The organism is Bradyrhizobium sp. IAR9 (genome assembly GCF_013408065.1).
In the GTDB taxonomy this organism is placed as follows: Bacteria; Pseudomonadota; Alphaproteobacteria; order Rhizobiales; family Xanthobacteraceae; genus Bradyrhizobium.
In genome coordinates, this window is record NZ_JACBZW010000003.1 from 486,694 (window position 1) to 503,538 (window position 16,845).

General features: G+C 61.4%; 12 protein-coding genes. 2 read left to right on the forward strand and 10 right to left on the reverse strand.

What is annotated here, in order from left to right:
* Positions 1–20 precede the first annotated feature (20 nt).
* Entirely contained in the window at positions 21–1,469 is a 1,449-nt protein-coding gene (gene hxsB, locus GGD67_RS11370; RefSeq protein WP_179732751.1) for a His-Xaa-Ser system radical SAM maturase HxsB, read from the forward strand.
* Positions 1,466–2,674 (forward strand): His-Xaa-Ser system radical SAM maturase HxsC, encoded by a 1,209-nt coding sequence (gene hxsC / locus GGD67_RS11375; protein WP_179732753.1) that lies wholly within the window; start codon positions 1,466–1,468, stop codon positions 2,672–2,674. Before hxsB ends, hxsC begins: the two co-directional genes overlap by 4 nt.
* 380 nt (positions 2,675–3,054) lie before the next feature.
* On the opposite strand, the gene GGD67_RS11385 is transcribed toward hxsC, so the two are convergent.
* From GGD67_RS11385 to GGD67_RS11430, 10 genes are all read right to left on the reverse strand, one after another.
* A complete protein-coding gene (locus tag GGD67_RS11385) occupies positions 3,055–3,774 on the reverse strand; it encodes an SOS response-associated peptidase (RefSeq protein ID WP_179732763.1) in 720 nt (239 codons plus the stop codon).
* Between the two features lie 2 nt (positions 3,775–3,776).
* Positions 3,777–4,226 (reverse strand): hypothetical protein, encoded by a 450-nt coding sequence (locus tag GGD67_RS11390; protein WP_179732765.1) that lies wholly within the window; start codon positions 4,224–4,226, stop codon positions 3,777–3,779.
* A gap of 12 nt (positions 4,227–4,238) precedes the next feature.
* Positions 4,239–4,640 carry a hypothetical protein gene (locus tag GGD67_RS11395; protein WP_179732767.1) on the reverse strand — a complete coding sequence of 134 codons (402 nt, stop codon included), beginning with the start codon at positions 4,638–4,640 and terminating at the stop codon, positions 4,239–4,241.
* A 211-nt stretch (positions 4,641–4,851) separates the two neighbouring features.
* Positions 4,852–6,351: a hypothetical protein gene (locus tag GGD67_RS11400; RefSeq protein ID WP_179732769.1), complete on the reverse strand. Its 1,500-nt coding sequence runs from the start codon at positions 6,349–6,351 to the stop codon at positions 4,852–4,854.
* Positions 6,317–8,863: a hypothetical protein gene (locus GGD67_RS11405; protein ID WP_179732771.1), complete on the reverse strand. Its 2,547-nt coding sequence runs from the start codon at positions 8,861–8,863 to the stop codon at positions 6,317–6,319. Before GGD67_RS11405 ends, GGD67_RS11400 begins: the two co-directional genes overlap by 35 nt.
* A 530-nt stretch (positions 8,864–9,393) precedes the next feature.
* Entirely contained in the window at positions 9,394–9,720 is a 327-nt protein-coding gene (locus tag GGD67_RS11410; RefSeq protein WP_179732773.1) for a hypothetical protein, read from the reverse strand.
* Positions 9,702–10,367, reverse strand: coding sequence for a hypothetical protein (locus tag GGD67_RS11415; protein WP_179732775.1), 666 nt, complete (start codon positions 10,365–10,367; stop codon positions 9,702–9,704). Before GGD67_RS11415 ends, GGD67_RS11410 begins: the two co-directional genes overlap by 19 nt.
* An 87-nt stretch (positions 10,368–10,454) precedes the next feature.
* Positions 10,455–12,965 (reverse strand): DEAD/DEAH box helicase, encoded by a 2,511-nt coding sequence (locus tag GGD67_RS11420; protein WP_179732785.1) that lies wholly within the window; start codon positions 12,963–12,965, stop codon positions 10,455–10,457.
* A 344-nt stretch (positions 12,966–13,309) separates the two neighbouring features.
* Positions 13,310–15,745, reverse strand: coding sequence for a DNA topoisomerase (ATP-hydrolyzing) subunit B (gyrB, locus tag GGD67_RS11425; RefSeq protein ID WP_018319458.1), 2,436 nt, complete (start codon positions 15,743–15,745; stop codon positions 13,310–13,312).
* A 283-nt stretch (positions 15,746–16,028) separates the two neighbouring features.
* Positions 16,029–16,601, reverse strand: a complete 573-nt coding sequence (locus GGD67_RS11430) for a hypothetical protein (protein WP_092251524.1) — start codon at positions 16,599–16,601, stop codon at positions 16,029–16,031.
* Positions 16,602–16,845: the final 244 nt, after the last annotated feature.

Below are 16,845 nucleotides of genomic sequence, written 5' to 3' on the forward strand. Positions count from 1 at the left end.
TAACGTCCAGCCGGGGGCCCATGGCGCGGTTTTCATCTCCTGAAGCCTTCGGCGCGGCAACCGAAGATCTCTCGTTGTTGCCATTCAATTTTGAGCGTGCCGGCGCAAACCAGTACCTCGTCGCCAACCTGGTCGGCGATTTCATTCGCCTGACCGAAGCTGAACTGCACAAGCTGGTCGATTTACAGATCCGACCCGGTGACGGCCTCTACGAAAAGGCCTATGCCGCTCATCTGGTCACCGGAACGAACCAGAAGTCACAACGACAGCTTTTGGCGGCTCGGCTGAGAAGCCGAATGTCGTTCCTGCAGCAGACGACCCCGCTCCATATTTTCGTCGTGACGCTGCGGTGCGAACACTCCTGCCCTTATTGCCAGGTCTCGCGTCAAAGCACCGACCGCTCGCGCTTCGACATGAGCGAGCAGACCGCGATGCGTGCGCTTGACATAGCGTTCGCCAGCCCGACGGCGCGGATCAAGATCGAGTTTCAGGGCGGGGAGCCGCTTCTCAATTTTCCGCTGATCAGGAAGATCGTTGCCGCTGCTAAGCAGCGGTCCGGCAAGAAGCTCGACTTCGTCATCGCCTCGAACCTGGCCTTGTTGGACAACACCGTTCTCGAATTTTGCAAGGAGAACGACGTCCTGCTCTCGACCTCCCTCGACGGTCCTGCCGACCTGCACAACAAGAATCGCCCTCGACCCGGCGGAAATAGTCATGAACTAGCCGTTGCTGGTATCCGGCGAGCGAGGGAGATTCTAGGTCCCGACAGGGTCGGGGCCTTGATGACCACTACGGAGGCGAGCCTCGATCGCGTCGATGAAATCATCGACGAATATCTCCAATTGGGGCTCGATGGCATCTTCTTGCGCCCGCTTTCCCCGTTTGGATTTGCGATCAAAACAAAGCAGTTCGCCAAGTACGACGCGCGGAAGTGGCTTGCCTTCTATGAGCGTGGGTTGCGCCGGGTCCTGGAGATCAACCGACAGGGCACCCCGTTCCGGGAGTTCTACGCGGCGCTGCTTCTCACACGGATGCTCTCGGACCGACCCATCGGCTACGTTGATTTGCGCAGCCCCGCCGGCGCCGGCCTCGGCGCACTGGTCTACAACTATGACGGCAGTGTTTTCGCGTCGGATGAAGGCAGGATGCTGGCCGAGACCGGTGACGACGCTTTCCGGCTCGGTCACGTCGAACACGACAGCTACAATTCGCTCATTTTGTCGGACAAGCTGATCGGGGCGATTTCGTCGTCGCTGACGCAGTGTGCGCCCGAATGCTCGACCTGTGTGTATGAGAGCCACTGCGGCGCGGACCCCGTCTATCATCACGCGACGCAGGGTGACGCCTTGGGAATCAAGCCTCTGTCGGCATTTTGCGCTCGCCAAAAAGGCATCATGGGCCTGCTGTTGGACATTCTGGAGAACTCTCCGGAAGATGCTGCCATCTTGCGACGATGGGCCGCCGCATGACCCTTCCTCTCTATGGCACAGCCTCGCGCAGCGCTGGATTTTCCTCGGACAAGGCCCGATCGGTGGTCAGGCTCCGGTCGGTCGACAGTGCCGCCGAACGTCACGTGGCTGATTTCGCGCTCGCCAGAACGCCAGACGACATCCGGCGCGCGATAGAAGCCGAGTGGCAGTCTATCCTTGTCGTCTCCGACGACTCAATCGATCTACCCGGTACGTTCACAGGACGGCTCGTCGTCGTCCCCCCGAAATATGACTATCTCGCGGACGGCGATGTGATCGGCTTCGATCATGCGTCGAGGAAATTCCGTACGCTGTATCGCCGGAATTCTGCGCACAACTCGTTTCTCGTCACGGAACGGTGCAACAATTACTGCCTGATGTGCTCGCAACCACCAAAAAATGTCGATGACCGGTGGATACTCAGCGAAATCAAGGAAAGTCTGCCTCTCATCGACCCGGCGACCGGTGGGCTGACGTTCACCGGCGGAGAGACCCTGTCGGATTGGGAAGACTTCATCGCCGTGCTGAAGGAGTGCCGCGATCGGCTGCCGGCGACCGCCATCCAGGTGCTGACCAACGGCCGGGCGTTCGCCGACTCGCGGATCGTCGATGCCTGGAAGGATATCGGCCACCCGTTCCTAATGGCGGCCATTCCGGTCTACGCCTCGGTCGATCATGTCCATGATCACGTGGTGCAGGCCAAGGGTGCGTTCGACGAGACGATCCTGGGCATCCTAAAGCTCAAGGACCGGGGACTGCGCGTGGAAATCCGCGTCGTCTTGCATGCATTGACCGCCCCGATCATCGAGGACACGGGTCGGTGGATTGCCCGCAATCTGCCGTTCGTCGACCACGTCGCGTTGATGGGCCTCGAAAACACGGGCTTTGCAATCGCAAACGATGCCATGCTCTGGATGGATCCGGTGGACTATGGCGACGGACTTGCGAGGGCCGTCGATCACTTGAGCGCCGCTGGCGTCAACGTGTCGGTGTACAACCTTCCCAAGTGTGTTCTTCCGAAGTCTGTTTGGCCGCACGCCCTCCAATCGATCTCGGACTGGAAGAACGGCTTCGTGGAAGAATGCGATCGCTGCGACGCAAAGACCACCTGCAGCGGCTTTTTTACCACCGGACGCCCGCGGTTCAGTCGCGGCGTACGCGCGATCACTGCCCAACGAGATGAATTGACCACTTTGGCGGATTAGCAGGCCACGGAACTAGGAGAACGAACATGAAGATCGGTAATGGTCTCATCGTTGCTGCGGTTGTATGCAGCATCTAGGCGGCTCCGGCCTTCGCAAAGACTGGGAAGGAATGCACAGCTGAGTGACGCGCCGACAAGGCCGGCATGCAGGCTCGGGGCGTGACCCGAAAAAGCGTACGATGCCGGCAGCGACCTTCGAGGGCTTTCTGACGGCGCCCTCAATGGGGCACTACTATAACGCCAACATCAAAGGCTTTAGCTCAGACGGACCCTTTGACTGTCGTACGCTCGCGTTCCTCGATATTAGATTCTCAAGAACGGCCATGTTCGAGGCGCGGCCTTTAACGATGCCATTGGTCGGGTGAGAGGATAAAGCGATAGCTACGCCGTCGCCGGGTCTTCCTTCACGCCCCGAGCGACGATCCGGAGCGCGCCGTCCGGAAGAGGCCGCTGCAGCTTGAGCGCTTCGCCCGCCGGCGCGGTCATCCAAGTCTCGACCTCTTCGGGCGTCGTCAGGATCACAGGCATCGCCTTGGGATGGACGGCGCCGACCTCGGCGTTGGCCTCCGTCGTAAGGAACGCGTAGAGGTCGTTCGTTGTCTCGCCTTCCTTGACCTTCCGCACGGACGTCCAGTTGGTCCAGATGCCGGCGAAGCAGGCGAGCTGCCGGGATTCGTCGAGTGCGAACCAAATGTCTCCGCCCTCGGCCTTGTTGAACTCGCTGAACGAGTTGAACGGCACCACGCATCTATTCTCGACGCCGAGCCAGCGCGTCCAGTGCTTGCTCTTCACGTTGCGGATGTTGGTCGTTCCGGAATCCGGCTCCATCCGGAGCAATTCCTTGAAGTCGACTGTCTTGCCTTTAGCCTGCAGTTTCTCGGCCCGCTTCTTGGTCGCGTCCATGAGCGCCTTCGACGACGACGGCATACCCCATCGGGCGGTCGCGAGCTCCCGACCCGCAACGCCATTGCGGACGATCGGCGCCGTGTAGTCGGGAAAGACGCCGGGCATCGGCGCGAGATTGCCGACGTAGCGGTTGACGACGCGGAACAGCGCGCTGATTGCGGCTTGGTTGGTGGTGATCGAATACAGATTGCACATCGTCAGGTCTCCGGAGCGGCCTGGCGAGGGCGCTGCGCCAATTGTAGCAACGTCGTAGGCGGTCGGCGATTGGCCTTAGCGCACTTGCGGCAGCGAAGTCGGCTCGCCAAGTCATGAACGTGAGTTGTCGGCGGATGGGGCAGCGCCGCCAGGTCGACGTACCGCCTGGTCTTGCATCGAGAGCATTCGATTTCGATCCATGGGTAGCCGCCGTTGACGGACTGATCGATCGTGGGCGACGGGTCGATCGGGCCTCCGTCGGCCCACATCCTTTCGTTCCAGGATTCGGCGAGCAACTTGTCGGCCTGACGGATCAGGGCCTCGCCTTTGGCGCGGGCCTCGGCGGCTTGGGCGGCGAGGATGCTGGTCATGGCACGGGCCCGGCCGAGCTCCTTCTGCAGCGCCTTGCGGTCACCGCCGCTGAGCGGGGTGGGATGGTGCTTCGGCGCCACGGCCGGCCGCCGTCAGTCGTATGACGGCCAGCAGCCGTCTTCCTCATGGCCCCCGGTCCGGATCGTGCACGTGTTGTCCAGCAGCCGCTGCCCGAAGCCCTTCCAGACCGCGTCCGGACCGTACAGCCGGACGGCGTCAGCCCGCTGCACCTCGACGGTCCGGCCGCAGCGCCGGCAGCCCACCCTCAGTAAATGCTTGGGAATTTGGTTCAGCCGCAGCGCGCGTCCGGATGCAAGGGCGACCGGATTGGCCTCGTCGGCGCGAGCGTCGGCTAGGAGCGCTTGCCAATATTCGGGCGGGAGGTCGTCGTTCGGTGCCTGCCCCGCAGGAGGCATCTTTCTGCCGACGGCAGCGGCCATCTTCTCCATTTGGGCTCGGGTCGGCATGCGCCAGCTCGCGGGTCGGTCGGTCATCCGTGAATGAGAACATATCAAGAACGGAGAGTCGAGCCCTGATCGTCTCTCAAGAATTCCCGCCGACCGAGGCACATCAAGGGCCCGATGATGCGGAGACCAGCACGCGACGCGCGCCATGGAGAACCGGTCCGCACTTTCCTTCCAAGAGTTGCAGAATGCGCGTGTTCGACATCCCCGTGAAGCGTTGCGACAGGGGCATCCAAATTGTTCACGTGTGAAACCGAAAGGAGGGATTAGGAGAAACGTTGTCCGACAACTCCGTCATAATTTCCCCGACCCGCTTCGCAAACAGGAGCGTTACCGGTAGTCGCGTGATCCCGTCACTGGAGTTCCAATTCATCTTAGAAAGCAGGAGAATTTCGCGCGCACGTGCTTCGATGTCGGTCTCCCCGGCGGACCCTATCTGGATCGGCGAGGGAATGTGCGCGCCGGGAAACTCGTCCCACCAAGGAACATACCCGCTGGTGAAGAGGAACGACTCTCCCTCGATTTGGCACAGGGTTCCGCGCCACGGTTCTTCCGATCCCTTGCGGACCAGACGGAAGGGCGTCTGGCGCAACCAGACCAGATCGCAACCCGGCACTGAGCCCTTGACTGCGCGACGGAAGCCCTTTTCCTCGTCGGGCTGGTAGATCGAAGTCTTGTGGACCACAATCCTCTTGGGCAGCAGACCCGTCCGAAGGCGATAGCCCTCCATGACGTCCTTCATCAGAGAGTAGGCTTGGGACTCGTTCAGGTACGGTTGCCGGTCGATCCGCTGTTCATGGTCGATGTGAGCCCCTTTGAGACAGAAGGGCTCATGGTCGGACGAGAAAGCCTGCGCGACGCTGGCGTAGACGAGGTGCCCTCCGCGCTTTTTCAGATGGTGAAAGGATACACCGACGAAGCAGACGCCGTCCGGAAGACCGGACGGTCGCCACGGTAATCCGCCCGCCTTGTAGTAAAGAGCTGTCGTAAAGTTCCAATTTCTCGTCGCCTGGCTTTGACCCGTATCATCGTCGCGTTCGATCGTGCTCCGCCGCAGGACCTGAATGGGCACCGCGTTGTCGTACTTGTGCACTCTCGACTTTAGCGCGCGGTAGAACGTACGAAAGAGCAGATCTTCGGCGCTGGTCCGCAGCGCTTCGGCTTCGGCCAGCTCTTCCTCGCTCGGAGCGAACAGATCGAATTGTGCGCTCTCCTCCTCTTGTTTCAGGATCTCCAACGCGCGCCGTTCTCTCGCCGAGAGACCGGGGTTTTCAACCCTCAGGTCACCCAGTTCGTCTGGAATGCAGACCACTATGCAGTCCGGACGCGCGTCGCCGAACATTGTGACCATCGGACCTTCGAACATCTCGACGAGCATCTCGAAGGCATCTGCACCCATGGGCTTCCGGAAGAGGCGGTCGTAAGTGCCGTCGTCGAGGACGCGCACGAACTGATCGTCGATTTCGAATTTCGCCTTCAGCGCGCGCTCCGCCCCCGGCCAATCGCGATACCGCCGTGCGTTCTTCTCCTTGGCCGGACGAAACGTATCGATGTCTCCGATCCATCGGCGCGCGGCAGCGACGTCCGAAGCCAAGCCGATGAGTCCAAGCCGGAAGCGCCGTCCGCGATTGTCGACGGGACCGTGCGCGACCAAAGCACGCCGCGGATCGACGTCCTCATGTCCGTTGTTGAACTGAACCGTGGGTTCAGGCAGGCACTTGATCTTGATCGCGATCGTCATCGATCAGTCCTTCCTCGGGAACGTCTATCGACAGGAATGAACCCTCGAGCAAGATGTCCTGTGCGGCGACTTGGCTCAAGTTGATGGCCGGGGCGCCCTGCGCGATGAATCGTCCCCAGAACACCAGATCGCCGTCGACGGCCTGATTCCTGTCGAACTTCATACGTCGTGTCGCGCGCTTCGTCCTCGCGTATCCCGGCAAGGGCGTGGACGCGTCCGGTCCAGTGAACATGTAGAACGGCTTGAGACGCACGCCCCACAGCGACCCGACGCGCGCGATGTCGTACGCAAAACCTTCGTTCTCGAACCAGACTGGAGACTTGTCGCTTCTCTGTTTGACGACCTCGCGAGGCACGTTCTTTCGGGTCGGAGCGTCGTACACGTACTTGCGTGGACCCTTGTTGACGCCGGCGAAATAGGCGCGCCGTTGGGATTTCTTCCCTGCCTCGATCATGAGGCCATGCCTTTTCAATCGCACCAGCTGTCCCTCAAAATGCTTGCGAAGGAACCACGTGAACACCCGCGCCAGATCGGGATCGGATTCGAGGTCCGGACGCTCGGTGACCGTCACTTTCGCGTCGGTCATGACCGGACGAAGCACCGAAGTGAGGAGCGCCGGCGGAGCCAGGGACCACAATTCGCCGCTCCAAAGAAGGACTGTCCCCGCCTCTTCGAGTGAGACGGTCTGCGCGATCTCCCGCAGCGTCCCTCGAACCTTTACGCGGGAAACCGTTGCGGGAAGAGCCGCGAACGGCAGGAGGTTGACGATGTAGGTTCCTATCGGCCGGGTATCGATGGCGACCCCGGCGATCCGCCCGGACGAGGTCGGTTGAAAGATCTCGGCCCGGAAGCTGTCGTCGCCTGGCGGAAATTTGAATACCGCCTGGCCGCTTCCGTCGCGTGCGTAGCGGGCCACATCGGTCAGACCGGTTCCGGCGCGCTCCATCGCGCTCATGCCGAAGAAGATGTCGCAGAGCGCCCTGTTGCGGAGCGACGTCAGTTCGCTCACGGGCTCAAACATTCCGTCGTCTCCGATGAGGAGCTTTTCCGTCAGTGGCTGGGACGCGCGGCCGGGGTTGGAGAAAGCGATCTTCCGTCCCGCCTCGACGTCGATCATGGAGGGACGAGGGTCTTCGTAGTCTCGGTGAACCAGGAGATTGACTACCAACTCGATCAGAGCTCGTTGATGGTAAGCAGGTCGCTCGACGTGACGACCGACCGTCTTCACCTTGATCGTCGGATTGACGTCTTTGTCGACTATCCACTCCAGAAGATCGTTCCGTTGTTTGAGTAGGTTGCCCTCGATGACCTGTCGCTTTTTTCCGTCGACGGTCGCGGTTACCACGGCGTGCCGGAAGAATCGTTGCGGTTCGGTGCCGAAAAGGAGTATCGCCGCGTTGGTGGGCCTCTGCTCTCCATCGCATTCGACCAGGAGACCGTGTTCGCGCAAGAACGTCGCCAGGGTCGCGGATGTCGGCTCGCGAAGCCTCAACTTCCTAGCGTACTCGATGGCGGTGCGTAGCGTCAGGTCCAAATCGAGATCCGCAAGCGAAGCGGTTGCCGCAGGCCGGTCGTCGAAGGCCACCTCCCCTCTGGCCGCAGGCGAGCCCAGGTTTCGTTGCTGGCCGGCGAGCACCGCGTCCACGTCGCGGAAAAGCTCGTCGAAACCGTCGATCTCCAGGAGACGGAAGTTACCTCCGAGCCGACCCTGCAGCGTGAGGACATTCGGATGCGGACTGTCGCCGGCGCGCTGACACCAGAAGATTCCCTTCTTGAATGCGAGATCGCCGGTATCGCCCAGCAGGCACTCCATGATCGAAGGCTCCGCGCCGCGATAGCCCACGACAATCAGTGGAGTGGACTGCAGCAGCGGAAACAGCAGGCTGACAAGTTTGGCGTCGAGCGATGCGACCTCTTCCGTCAGATTTTTGTCGGTGTACCCTTCGGCTTTCCCGTGGAGCCAAACGATCTGAGCCCGATTGAAGATGTCGAATTCCCGGAAGTCGCCCGGCGCCCGATTGACCTCCGATACCGAATGGAGATGCGGGCGCTTGTCGTTCAGCGCCTTAGGCAAGCAGATGTCAAAGTTGGTGGTCAGGAGCGTACCGGCAAGCCCTCGAAGGACGAGTTCCGCGAGCGCCCTATAGCCAATGCCTATGTCCTCAGTGGGCTGGATCAGATCGAGCAGAACCTTCTGTCGATAGGCCTGCGGCTGAAGAAGATGTTTGACCGCCAGCGGAAAATTGTCGGCAAACCGATTTTCATCGTTGATGAACCAGCTCTGCTGATTCAGCCAGGCTCTCCACTCCGATGTCTTGACCTGCTCGGGTAGTACGTTCCCGCCCAAGATGCGCTCGGAGAAATACCTCCGCGCGATGCGCCGTACGGCTTCGTCCGCCAGCGGAACACCCGAAGTGAAGGAAGCGCCCGCGCCGAGCAGGACCGTAGGGCGCGCCTCGTTGCTCGGGCTGAAGATCGACGCAAGCTCACGCACGCTCTGGATGTGGGACATCGGAGTGCCATTGGCTAGGGATCGGAGCTTAGAACAATGCATGAACAAGGTGAGTCGGCCAGAGCCAATCCCACGGTTTTCCCCGATTTATCGGCACGCTGCCGGCTGGGTGCGCCGTACTACGTAAGAGCGATTCCCTCCGAACGGTCTCGTTCGCCCCACCCCCGACAGCCGCTGCTTCACGTCGTGCCGGGCCAGCACCTTCTCGCAGAGCTCCCACCGCTCTCCTTTCGGCGTGACGTCGCCGGCGTATCGCAGATCGAACGCGTTCGCTCGGGTCGGGCTCTCGGTATAATCGCGAAGTCGGGCCTAGAGTTCTTCCTCATCCTCGATCCAGTCGTCCTCGAGGACGTTCGGTGAGGTGCCGAGCATCGAAGCGGTTTCGCAAGCGCTCGGAGAGCTTGGCATAGACCTTCTCGTCGACAGTCTGCTGCGCGAGCCCGTCATAGAGGAGATTGACACAGCCGCGGACTCACAACACCGTGCGACGGCGTTAGATCTGTTCGGCCCGCCCGAGCAAGGCGGCCGGCTCAGCGATAGGTGGTCGAAATGGCGTGGATGCACGCACTGGCGACGAGCTCGACGAGCAAATCGTAAGTCGGCCTGTCCAAGGAGGGCGTCGCCCAGGAAAGGGAGTGCCCCAGCGTGTTGCGGCATCGGCCGGCATATTCGACCGCTTTTCCTGCGGACATACCGGATCCTATCTTCCTCAGTACATCGGCATCGAAAGATCTCGCCGAAAGCTTGTAACCGGGCGGCATCTTCAGAGAGCCCTTGACCCGCTGGACGGCTTTATCGAGCGTGCCGGGATTGGCTCCGGCGAATCGCGGGCTCTCCTTCAAGATGCTCTCAAGCAAGATGCATCCCCTGATGAGATGAAGAAGAACGGTTCGCGAGAACCGTTCGCGACGAGATCGATCAGGCGCGACCGATACTTCCTCTCCGCGATGAACGAGATGAACGCGGTGATCAGCGTCCGTTTGTGGGCGTCGACCGACGAGATCAGCGGCGAAAGGAACCATGTCCTGAGCTCATCGAGGGTGATGGGCCTGGCATCGGCCCGGGCATTGTAATTCCGGATCAGGTCCTCAGCGCTTTGAATGATGTCCCGCACAATCTGGGAAGCGAGAACCTCCTGTCCGCGGTCTTCAAGACGCATAAATCGCAGAGCGGGCGTGTCCGCGCTGCCTCCAGACAGCCGCAAGTCTTCGGCGACGGCTGCATCGAACATCAGGCTCGCGGCTGGGTAGTCGTGAGATGCGAACGCCGCGTAGCCCATGACGTAGTACGGGCTTCCCTTGTGCTGCTGATCGAAATCCGCCGCGCCGCTCGCGCGATATTCTTCGAACAGCGTCAGCCCGCTCTCGATCGCGAGCGAATACTTCCCGCGCAACACGGGCATTCGGTAAGTCAGGAACACGTTCTCGAAATAGTTGGCCCTGCCCGGACGAAATTGCCGCTCTTTTTCGACCTGCAGCGGATCGGGCTGTGGGCAGTCGGTCACAATGTGTTCTCCGAGTTTGGCAGCCCGTGCGCGCTGCCGCGCTCGCTGCGTGAGCTAGAATGAGAGAATGCCGGGTATGACCCGCAATCAGGTAAATGGCTTCAGGAACAAACTTCCGATCCCGTCAGGCTTCAGGTTGCCCGCGCGAAGCAGTTCCTCGCATCGCTCCCGCAGCGCCGCTTCGTCACCGGGAGCGGCGACCATGTGAACGAGCATATCGCGCACAACGCCAGCCAACCTCGTCGCGTCCGCGAGGCGCAGCGCATAGGTGCCAGCCGGCGTCGCCTTCTGGTCGGCTACGGGCTCGGGCAAGGCTGAAACCCGGACTGACTCTCGGTCGGGATAGTTCGCGCGAAACCAGTGTTCGGCTTCGAGAAGTTGGGCGTGGTCCTTCTTGTAGAGCGGATTATCGTCAAGCTTCTCGTTCTTAGCCTCAATGATGAAATCGAACTTGGCGTCGGTACGCCAGAGTACGTCGGGGCCAACCCGGTAATTTTGCTCCGGACGGTCGGCATCGAAGCCGAGATATGACCCGAGCGCGGCGAGAGCGGCTTCGTATCGCCTTGGCGAAGAATGCGGCACCAAGTCGGCAAGTTCGACGTCGTAGTCGGCCAAAAGGGCGGGGCGGCGCTCATACTGCATCAAGCGTCGGACAATAGCTTCGGATTGTCGACCTGGAATCGGCCGCGGCCGATATTGGGGCCGCTGCTTCGGTGGACAATGATTGTTGTTGACCGTGAAGGCGTTGGTCTGAAGACGCTGTCCTCGCGCGTCTTCACCCATCTGATAGGCGATGCGAGCCGCCGCCGCGGAGAGCCAAGCGGCTCTCTCCGTGTCTGCCGCAACCTCGGGATCGTCGATGAGTTGTTCAAGCGTTGCCAGCGCGGGCTCGAATTGTCCCAGACGCTGCTGCCGGAACGCTTTGCGCTCCGCTCCCGCGATGCGCAGCGCTAGTTGATCGACTGGCGCGGCCTTGGCCGCCTCCGCGAGCTCCGACGCATGGTAGGCGACCCAGTCACGATCGCGCTGAAGACACTTCATCACGGTCGGCAGCACTTCGGCTGACTTCGAGACTTCCTCGCTGACCTCTTGGCCCATCCTCAATTGGGCGCGGGTGCTTGCGGTCAACTGGTCGAGGTTGATCTTCCTCCCGATCCAGCCGACCAGCTTTTCGCCGGTCAAGATCACGACGCAGTAGTCGGCTCCGCCGCGCGTTCCGCGTCCAATTCCTTGCTCTACACGTTGTGCCAGCAGGGAATTCACCGACGAATTTGCCATGACGTTCATGCGGAACATGTCGTAGTCGGATGTCCCCTGAGGCAGGCCGTTCATGACCAGGAGGCGGCAGGAGTTTCCGGCCAGGTCGATGCCGTCGTATCGGTTCGCCAGAACGACCGGGCCGAACGACTTCCCGTCTTGCATGTCCTTGATGTACCCGGCGACCGCCTCCGTCTTGTTGGGGTAGGTCGCGATGTCTTCCCAGTTTTTAGCTGCCTCGCCAGAAGGGACGAGGATGGCGACGCCCGCTCTATAACCGGCTATCGTCACAGCGATGTGCTTGACGAGGCTGTCGATGGGTACGCCACTGAGTTTCATCAGTCCCGGCACCAGGATCATGCGCTCGCCAACACCGGCGAGGGAGGCCGATGAAATTGGTTGGCCTACTGCTGCGACCGAAGCGTCGAACGTGCGGACGATTTCGCTATCATCCGCGATCGTCGCAGACATGTAGATGCGGCGTGGGCAGTCTGCGAACGTAGGCAGCAGGTCGACCGCTGGAAAAAGTGGAGTGATAGTCACCGCTTTGCGGCTGATGAGGCAATGGCAGACGGCGAGATTGTCACGGAGCAATGGCCAGACGAAGTCGTCTATGCCGTCGACCACAGAAGCCAGATAATCCTGCATTTCATGAAGCTTGGCCTGCCAGGCCCAGCTTGGCACCTCGACGACGCCGAAGTCCCGGCCGCTCGTCACGTCATCGAATGATCCGACGCGACCGACATCGCGGAAAGCTGGGCGGAACCGTCCAACGATTTCCTGGTAGACGTTCTTGTGTTTCTTGGCATCGACGGTGAGTGTGAACGTGCGACGCACGTTCGAAAGTGCAACGTGCGCATCGTCGAGGATCATGGCGCCAACCTTGACCGGCTGGTTACTCGAGCCCCTGACGCCAAATCGGCTGCGACCGGAAAACAAGGTTTCGTAAGCGCCAACCAGGACAGCCCGGCCTTCCTCGAACTCGGTCGGAAATGGCTGCTTCTTGGCGTAAGGCACTGCGGCGATGCCGTACTCTCGGCTCTTTGCGAGCACCTGATCGACTAGCTGGTTCGTCGGTGCCAGATAGAGGACCGGCAAGCCAGTTTCGTTCATTATCGACTGCGCCATCAGCAGCGCGACCAGCGTCTTTCCGCCGCCGGTGTGCAGCTTGACGACAATGTCCCGCTCCTGACGCCGGCGGTGCCAGTTGTCAAGAACCTCGGCCTGGCTGGCGTAGAGATCGTTGATACCGGGTGGTTTGGGCAGCGAATGGAAGATTTCTCGCGGCGGAACGGGCTGCGGTTTTGCCTTGTTGGCGCGAAGCTTCTTGAAGTCGACCAAACGCGATACCTCCTTGATCGGACCGACTAACGAAGATCGTCAGCCGATTTTGAGCCAAAAACGACGTTTTCCCATGCTCTCGCGGTCGACCGGGATCTTTCGTCGCCTCCGGCAGCTAAACCATCGGCGGATTTTCAAGGACTCGTCTGCGGAAATCTGCTACGGCGAATGACTAACGCGGACGATAAGATCTTATCGATTCGGGCAACGGATTACCGGATGCTTCTGATTCTCCACGTGCAACAATAGGTTGCATAATTTTGAGTCAGGGATCTGCGTAAGTCGAGTCGGCTTTATGCGTCACAGAGTCAGGGTTATGCGTTCCCCGACAGGCGAAGCAAACCTCAAATATCGATCGTCGCGCTGAGCGAATGTTCCTGGATGAAGTCGCGGCGCGGTTCGACCACGTCGCCCATCAGCTTGGTGAAGATGTCGTCGGCCTCGTCGACCTCCTTGACCTTCACCTGCAGCAGCGAGCGCACGTCGGTATCGAGCGTGGTCTCCCAGAGCTGCTCCGGGTTCATCTCGCCGAGACCTTTGTAGCGCTGCAGCGAGATGCCCTTGCGGCCGGCCTCGGTCACCGCCTCGAACAGGTCGACCGGGCCATGGACCATGTGCTCCGTATCCTTCCGCCGCAGCTTGCCGGAGCGGGCGTAGACGTCCTGCAGCTTCGTCGTGTACTCGTCGAGCTTGCGGGCTTCGGCCGAGCCCAGGAAGGCATCGTCGATCACAGCGGCTTCCTTGACGCCGCGCACGGTGCGCTCGAACAGGAAGCCCTGGCCTTCCACGTATTGCCCGATCCAGCCGCGCTCGACCTCTTCGGCCTGATTGTCCAGCCGGCTCGCGATGTATTGGGCGGCGGCCGCGGCGTTCTCGGGATTGCCGTAGATCGATTTGTTCAGCACGCCGGTGATGGCGGCCTGCTCGATCACCTTGCGGTTATAGCGGCTGTGCAGGTTGCGCAGGATGCTGCGGACCACGCGGGCGTCCTCGACCAGCGAGCGCAAATCGCGGCCGGTGCGGTCGCCGCCGGTACCGGGAATGTAGACGCAGTCATCCAAGCCGGCGTCGATCAGATAGTCTTCCAGCGCCCGCTCGTCCTTCAGATACTGCTCGGACTTGCCACGGGAAACCTTATAGAGCGGCGGCTGGGCGATGTAGAGATAGCCGCCGTCGATGATGTCGCGCATCTGCCGGTAGAAGAAGGTCAGCAGCAGCGTGCGGATGTGGGCGCCGTCGACGTCGGCGTCCGTCATCACGATGATCTTGTGATAGCGCAGCTTCTCGACCGAGAATTCGTCGCTGATGCCGGTGCCGAGCGCGGTGATCAGCGTGCCGATCTGCTCCGACGACAGCATCTTGTCGGGGCGAACGCGCTCGACGTTGAGGATCTTGCCGCGCAGCGGCAGCACCGCCTGGAATTCGCGGTTGCGGCCCTGCTTGGCGCTGCCTCCTGCCGAGTCACCCTCGACGATGAAAAGCTCGGATTTGGCCGGATCCTTTTCCTGGCAGTCGGCGAGCTTGCCGGGCAGCGAGGAGACCGAGAGCGGGCTCTTGCGCGTCAGCTCGCGCGCTTTTCGCGCGGCCTCACGCGCGGCGGCGGCCTGGATCACCTTGCCGACGATCATCTTGGCTTCGCTCGGATGCTCCTCGAACCAGGCCTGGAGCGCCTCGTTGAGGACGTTTTCGACCACGGGACGCACTTCCGAGGACACCAGCTTGTCCTTGGTCTGCGACGAGAACTTTGGATCGGGCACCTTCACCGACAGCACGGCGGTGAGGCCTTCGCGGCAATCGTCGCCGGTCAGCGCGATCTTTTCCTTTTTCGCATTGGCCTCGGCATAGCCGTTGACCTGGCGCGTCAGCGCGCCGCGGAAACCGGCCAGATGGGTGCCGCCGTCCCGCTGCGGGATGTTGTTGGTGAAGCACAGCACGTTCTCGTGGTAGCTGTCGTTCCACCACAACGCCGCCTCGACGCCGATGCCGTTGGCTTCCGCGCGCACCATGATCGGCGCCGGCACGATCGCCTTCTTGTTGCGGTCGAGATATTTGACGAATTCCTCGACGCCGCCGGAATAGTGCATCTCCTCGCGTTTCTCGACCGCATGACGCATGTCGGAGAGGGCGATGTTGACGCCGGAATTGAGGAAGGCGAGCTCGCGCAGCCGATGCTCGAGCGTCGCGAAATCATATTCGATGTTCTTGAAGGTCTCGGTCGAGGCGAGGAACGTCACCTCGGTGCCGCGCTTGCCCGGCGCGTCGCCGACCACCACCAGCGGTGCGACGGCATCGCCATGGGCGAACTCGATGTAGTGCTCCTTGTTGTCGCGCCAGATGCGCAAGCCGAGCTTGCTCGACAGCGCGTTGACGACGGAGACGCCGACGCCGTGCAGGCCGCCGGAGACCTTGTAGGAGTTCTGGTCGAACTTTCCGCCGGCGTGCAGCTGGGTCATGATGACCTCGGCCGCCGAGATGCCTTCGCCCTTGTGGATGTCGACGGGGATGCCGCGGCCGTCGTCGCGCACGGTGACGGAATTGTCGGCATTGAGCACGACGTCGACGCGCGTGGCGTGGCCCGCCAGCGCCTCGTCGATCGCGTTGTCGACGACTTCGTAGACCATGTGGTGCAGGCCGGAGCCGTCGTCGGTGTCGCCGATATACATGCCCGGGCGCTTGCGGACGGCATCGAGACCCTTGAGCACGCGGATCGATTCCGCGCCGTAATCGCTCGCGGTGGAGGGCTCGTTTTCGGCAGCGGGCTGCCGAGCAGGTTCTGTCATGAGAGGCCTTCGAGATGTCGCCCGAATCAGCGGCGCAAAAGGCGCTGATTTGCGAGCTATTTGTGCCACGAAAGAGGGCCTGCGCCTAGCGCAAAGTATCTTCCGTCAACCCTTTGACTAAATGGGGTTTTTAGGCCGGTTTTCAAGGCGTTCGAAGGCCGATTCCGAGGCTGGCCAAAAGCCCGATTCGAGGCCTCTTTTGGGCCCGCTGAGGCGGGGTTTTTGCGGGCGCGCGCAGGCCTGTTCCGAGGCGGCGCCGTGGTGTTCCGGAAGAAGCCTGGGTTCAGTAGATCTGGTCCGACTTGCTGTCGTCACTCAACCTGAGGGACCAAGCCTCGCCTGCGGCCAAAGTGATGGTGTCGGTGTGCACCATGTGACCCGACACGCGTAGCGCGTAGGAGTACGTGCCGGGCGGCAGATCCAGCACTTGTGGATGGTTGACGCCGCCCGCGATCTCGATGGTCTGGTCGTTGATCGTGAGCGAGGCCACGTCAGGTACGAGATAGCCGAAGATCAGCCGCGCGTGTCCTGCTATCGGTAGGAAGTTTGCCTTGGCCACGACCTCCGTATTTCGCTGCACGAGGTCGACCGTGGTCTCGCCCTTGGCGCGGTCGAGCGTCAGCATGCCCGGCCCTTTCGGCGAGGCGAAGACGAGCAGCGCGTGATCGGCGGCGACCATCGCGCCATCAGGCTTCTCCTGCCAGCCGCGCTTTCCGAGTTCCGCGCGATAGAAGGCCAGTACGTCGCTGAGTTCTGCGGGCACATGGGCTTTGAGCTCGAGCCGGAACGGGATTTCGATGCCGGACGCGTGCGCGGTGCTGAAGCTTGCGTGACTGGCTCGCGTCGGCACGGGCATGTCGGCGTGGGAATCTGCTGCGGTAAGCGGCTCCTGCGAACAAGCTGCAAGAAGAGGGAGGCCGCACATCAATAGCCACCACCGTGCCGGGACCTTCGTCCCGCGCCTTGCCGTCGTCATGCCTACTCTCCAGGAATGCCGCGATCTTCGCGCGATACAGCGGCTGCGACACCGTCGCCGCCGCCTCTCGACGACTAGTCGGCCCACGAACCGGACAGGTTCAACCTGGTCGTTACAGGCGCAA

What these genes read in the sequence shown, in the direction of transcription:
- hxsB (WP_179732751.1), top strand. Translation starts at nt 21, where the DNA reads ATGGCGCGGTTTTCATCTCCTGAAGCCTTCGGCGCGGCAACCGAAGAT.
- hxsC (WP_179732753.1), top strand. Translation starts at nt 1,466, where the DNA reads ATGACCCTTCCTCTCTATGGCACAGCCTCGCGCAGCGCTGGATTTTCC.
- GGD67_RS11385 (WP_179732763.1), bottom strand. Translation starts at nt 3,774, where the DNA reads ATGTGCAATCTGTATTCGATCACCACCAACCAAGCCGCAATCAGCGCG.
- GGD67_RS11395 (WP_179732767.1), bottom strand. Translation starts at nt 4,640, where the DNA reads ATGACCGACCGACCCGCGAGCTGGCGCATGCCGACCCGAGCCCAAATG.
- GGD67_RS11400 (WP_179732769.1), bottom strand. Translation starts at nt 6,351, where the DNA reads ATGACGATCGCGATCAAGATCAAGTGCCTGCCTGAACCCACGGTTCAG.
- GGD67_RS11405 (WP_179732771.1), bottom strand. Translation starts at nt 8,863, where the DNA reads ATGTCCCACATCCAGAGCGTGCGTGAGCTTGCGTCGATCTTCAGCCCG.
- gyrB (WP_018319458.1), bottom strand. Translation starts at nt 15,745, where the DNA reads ATGACAGAACCTGCTCGGCAGCCCGCTGCCGAAAACGAGCCCTCCACC.
- GGD67_RS11430 (WP_092251524.1), bottom strand. Translation starts at nt 16,601, where the DNA reads ATGCCCGTGCCGACGCGAGCCAGTCACGCAAGCTTCAGCACCGCGCAC.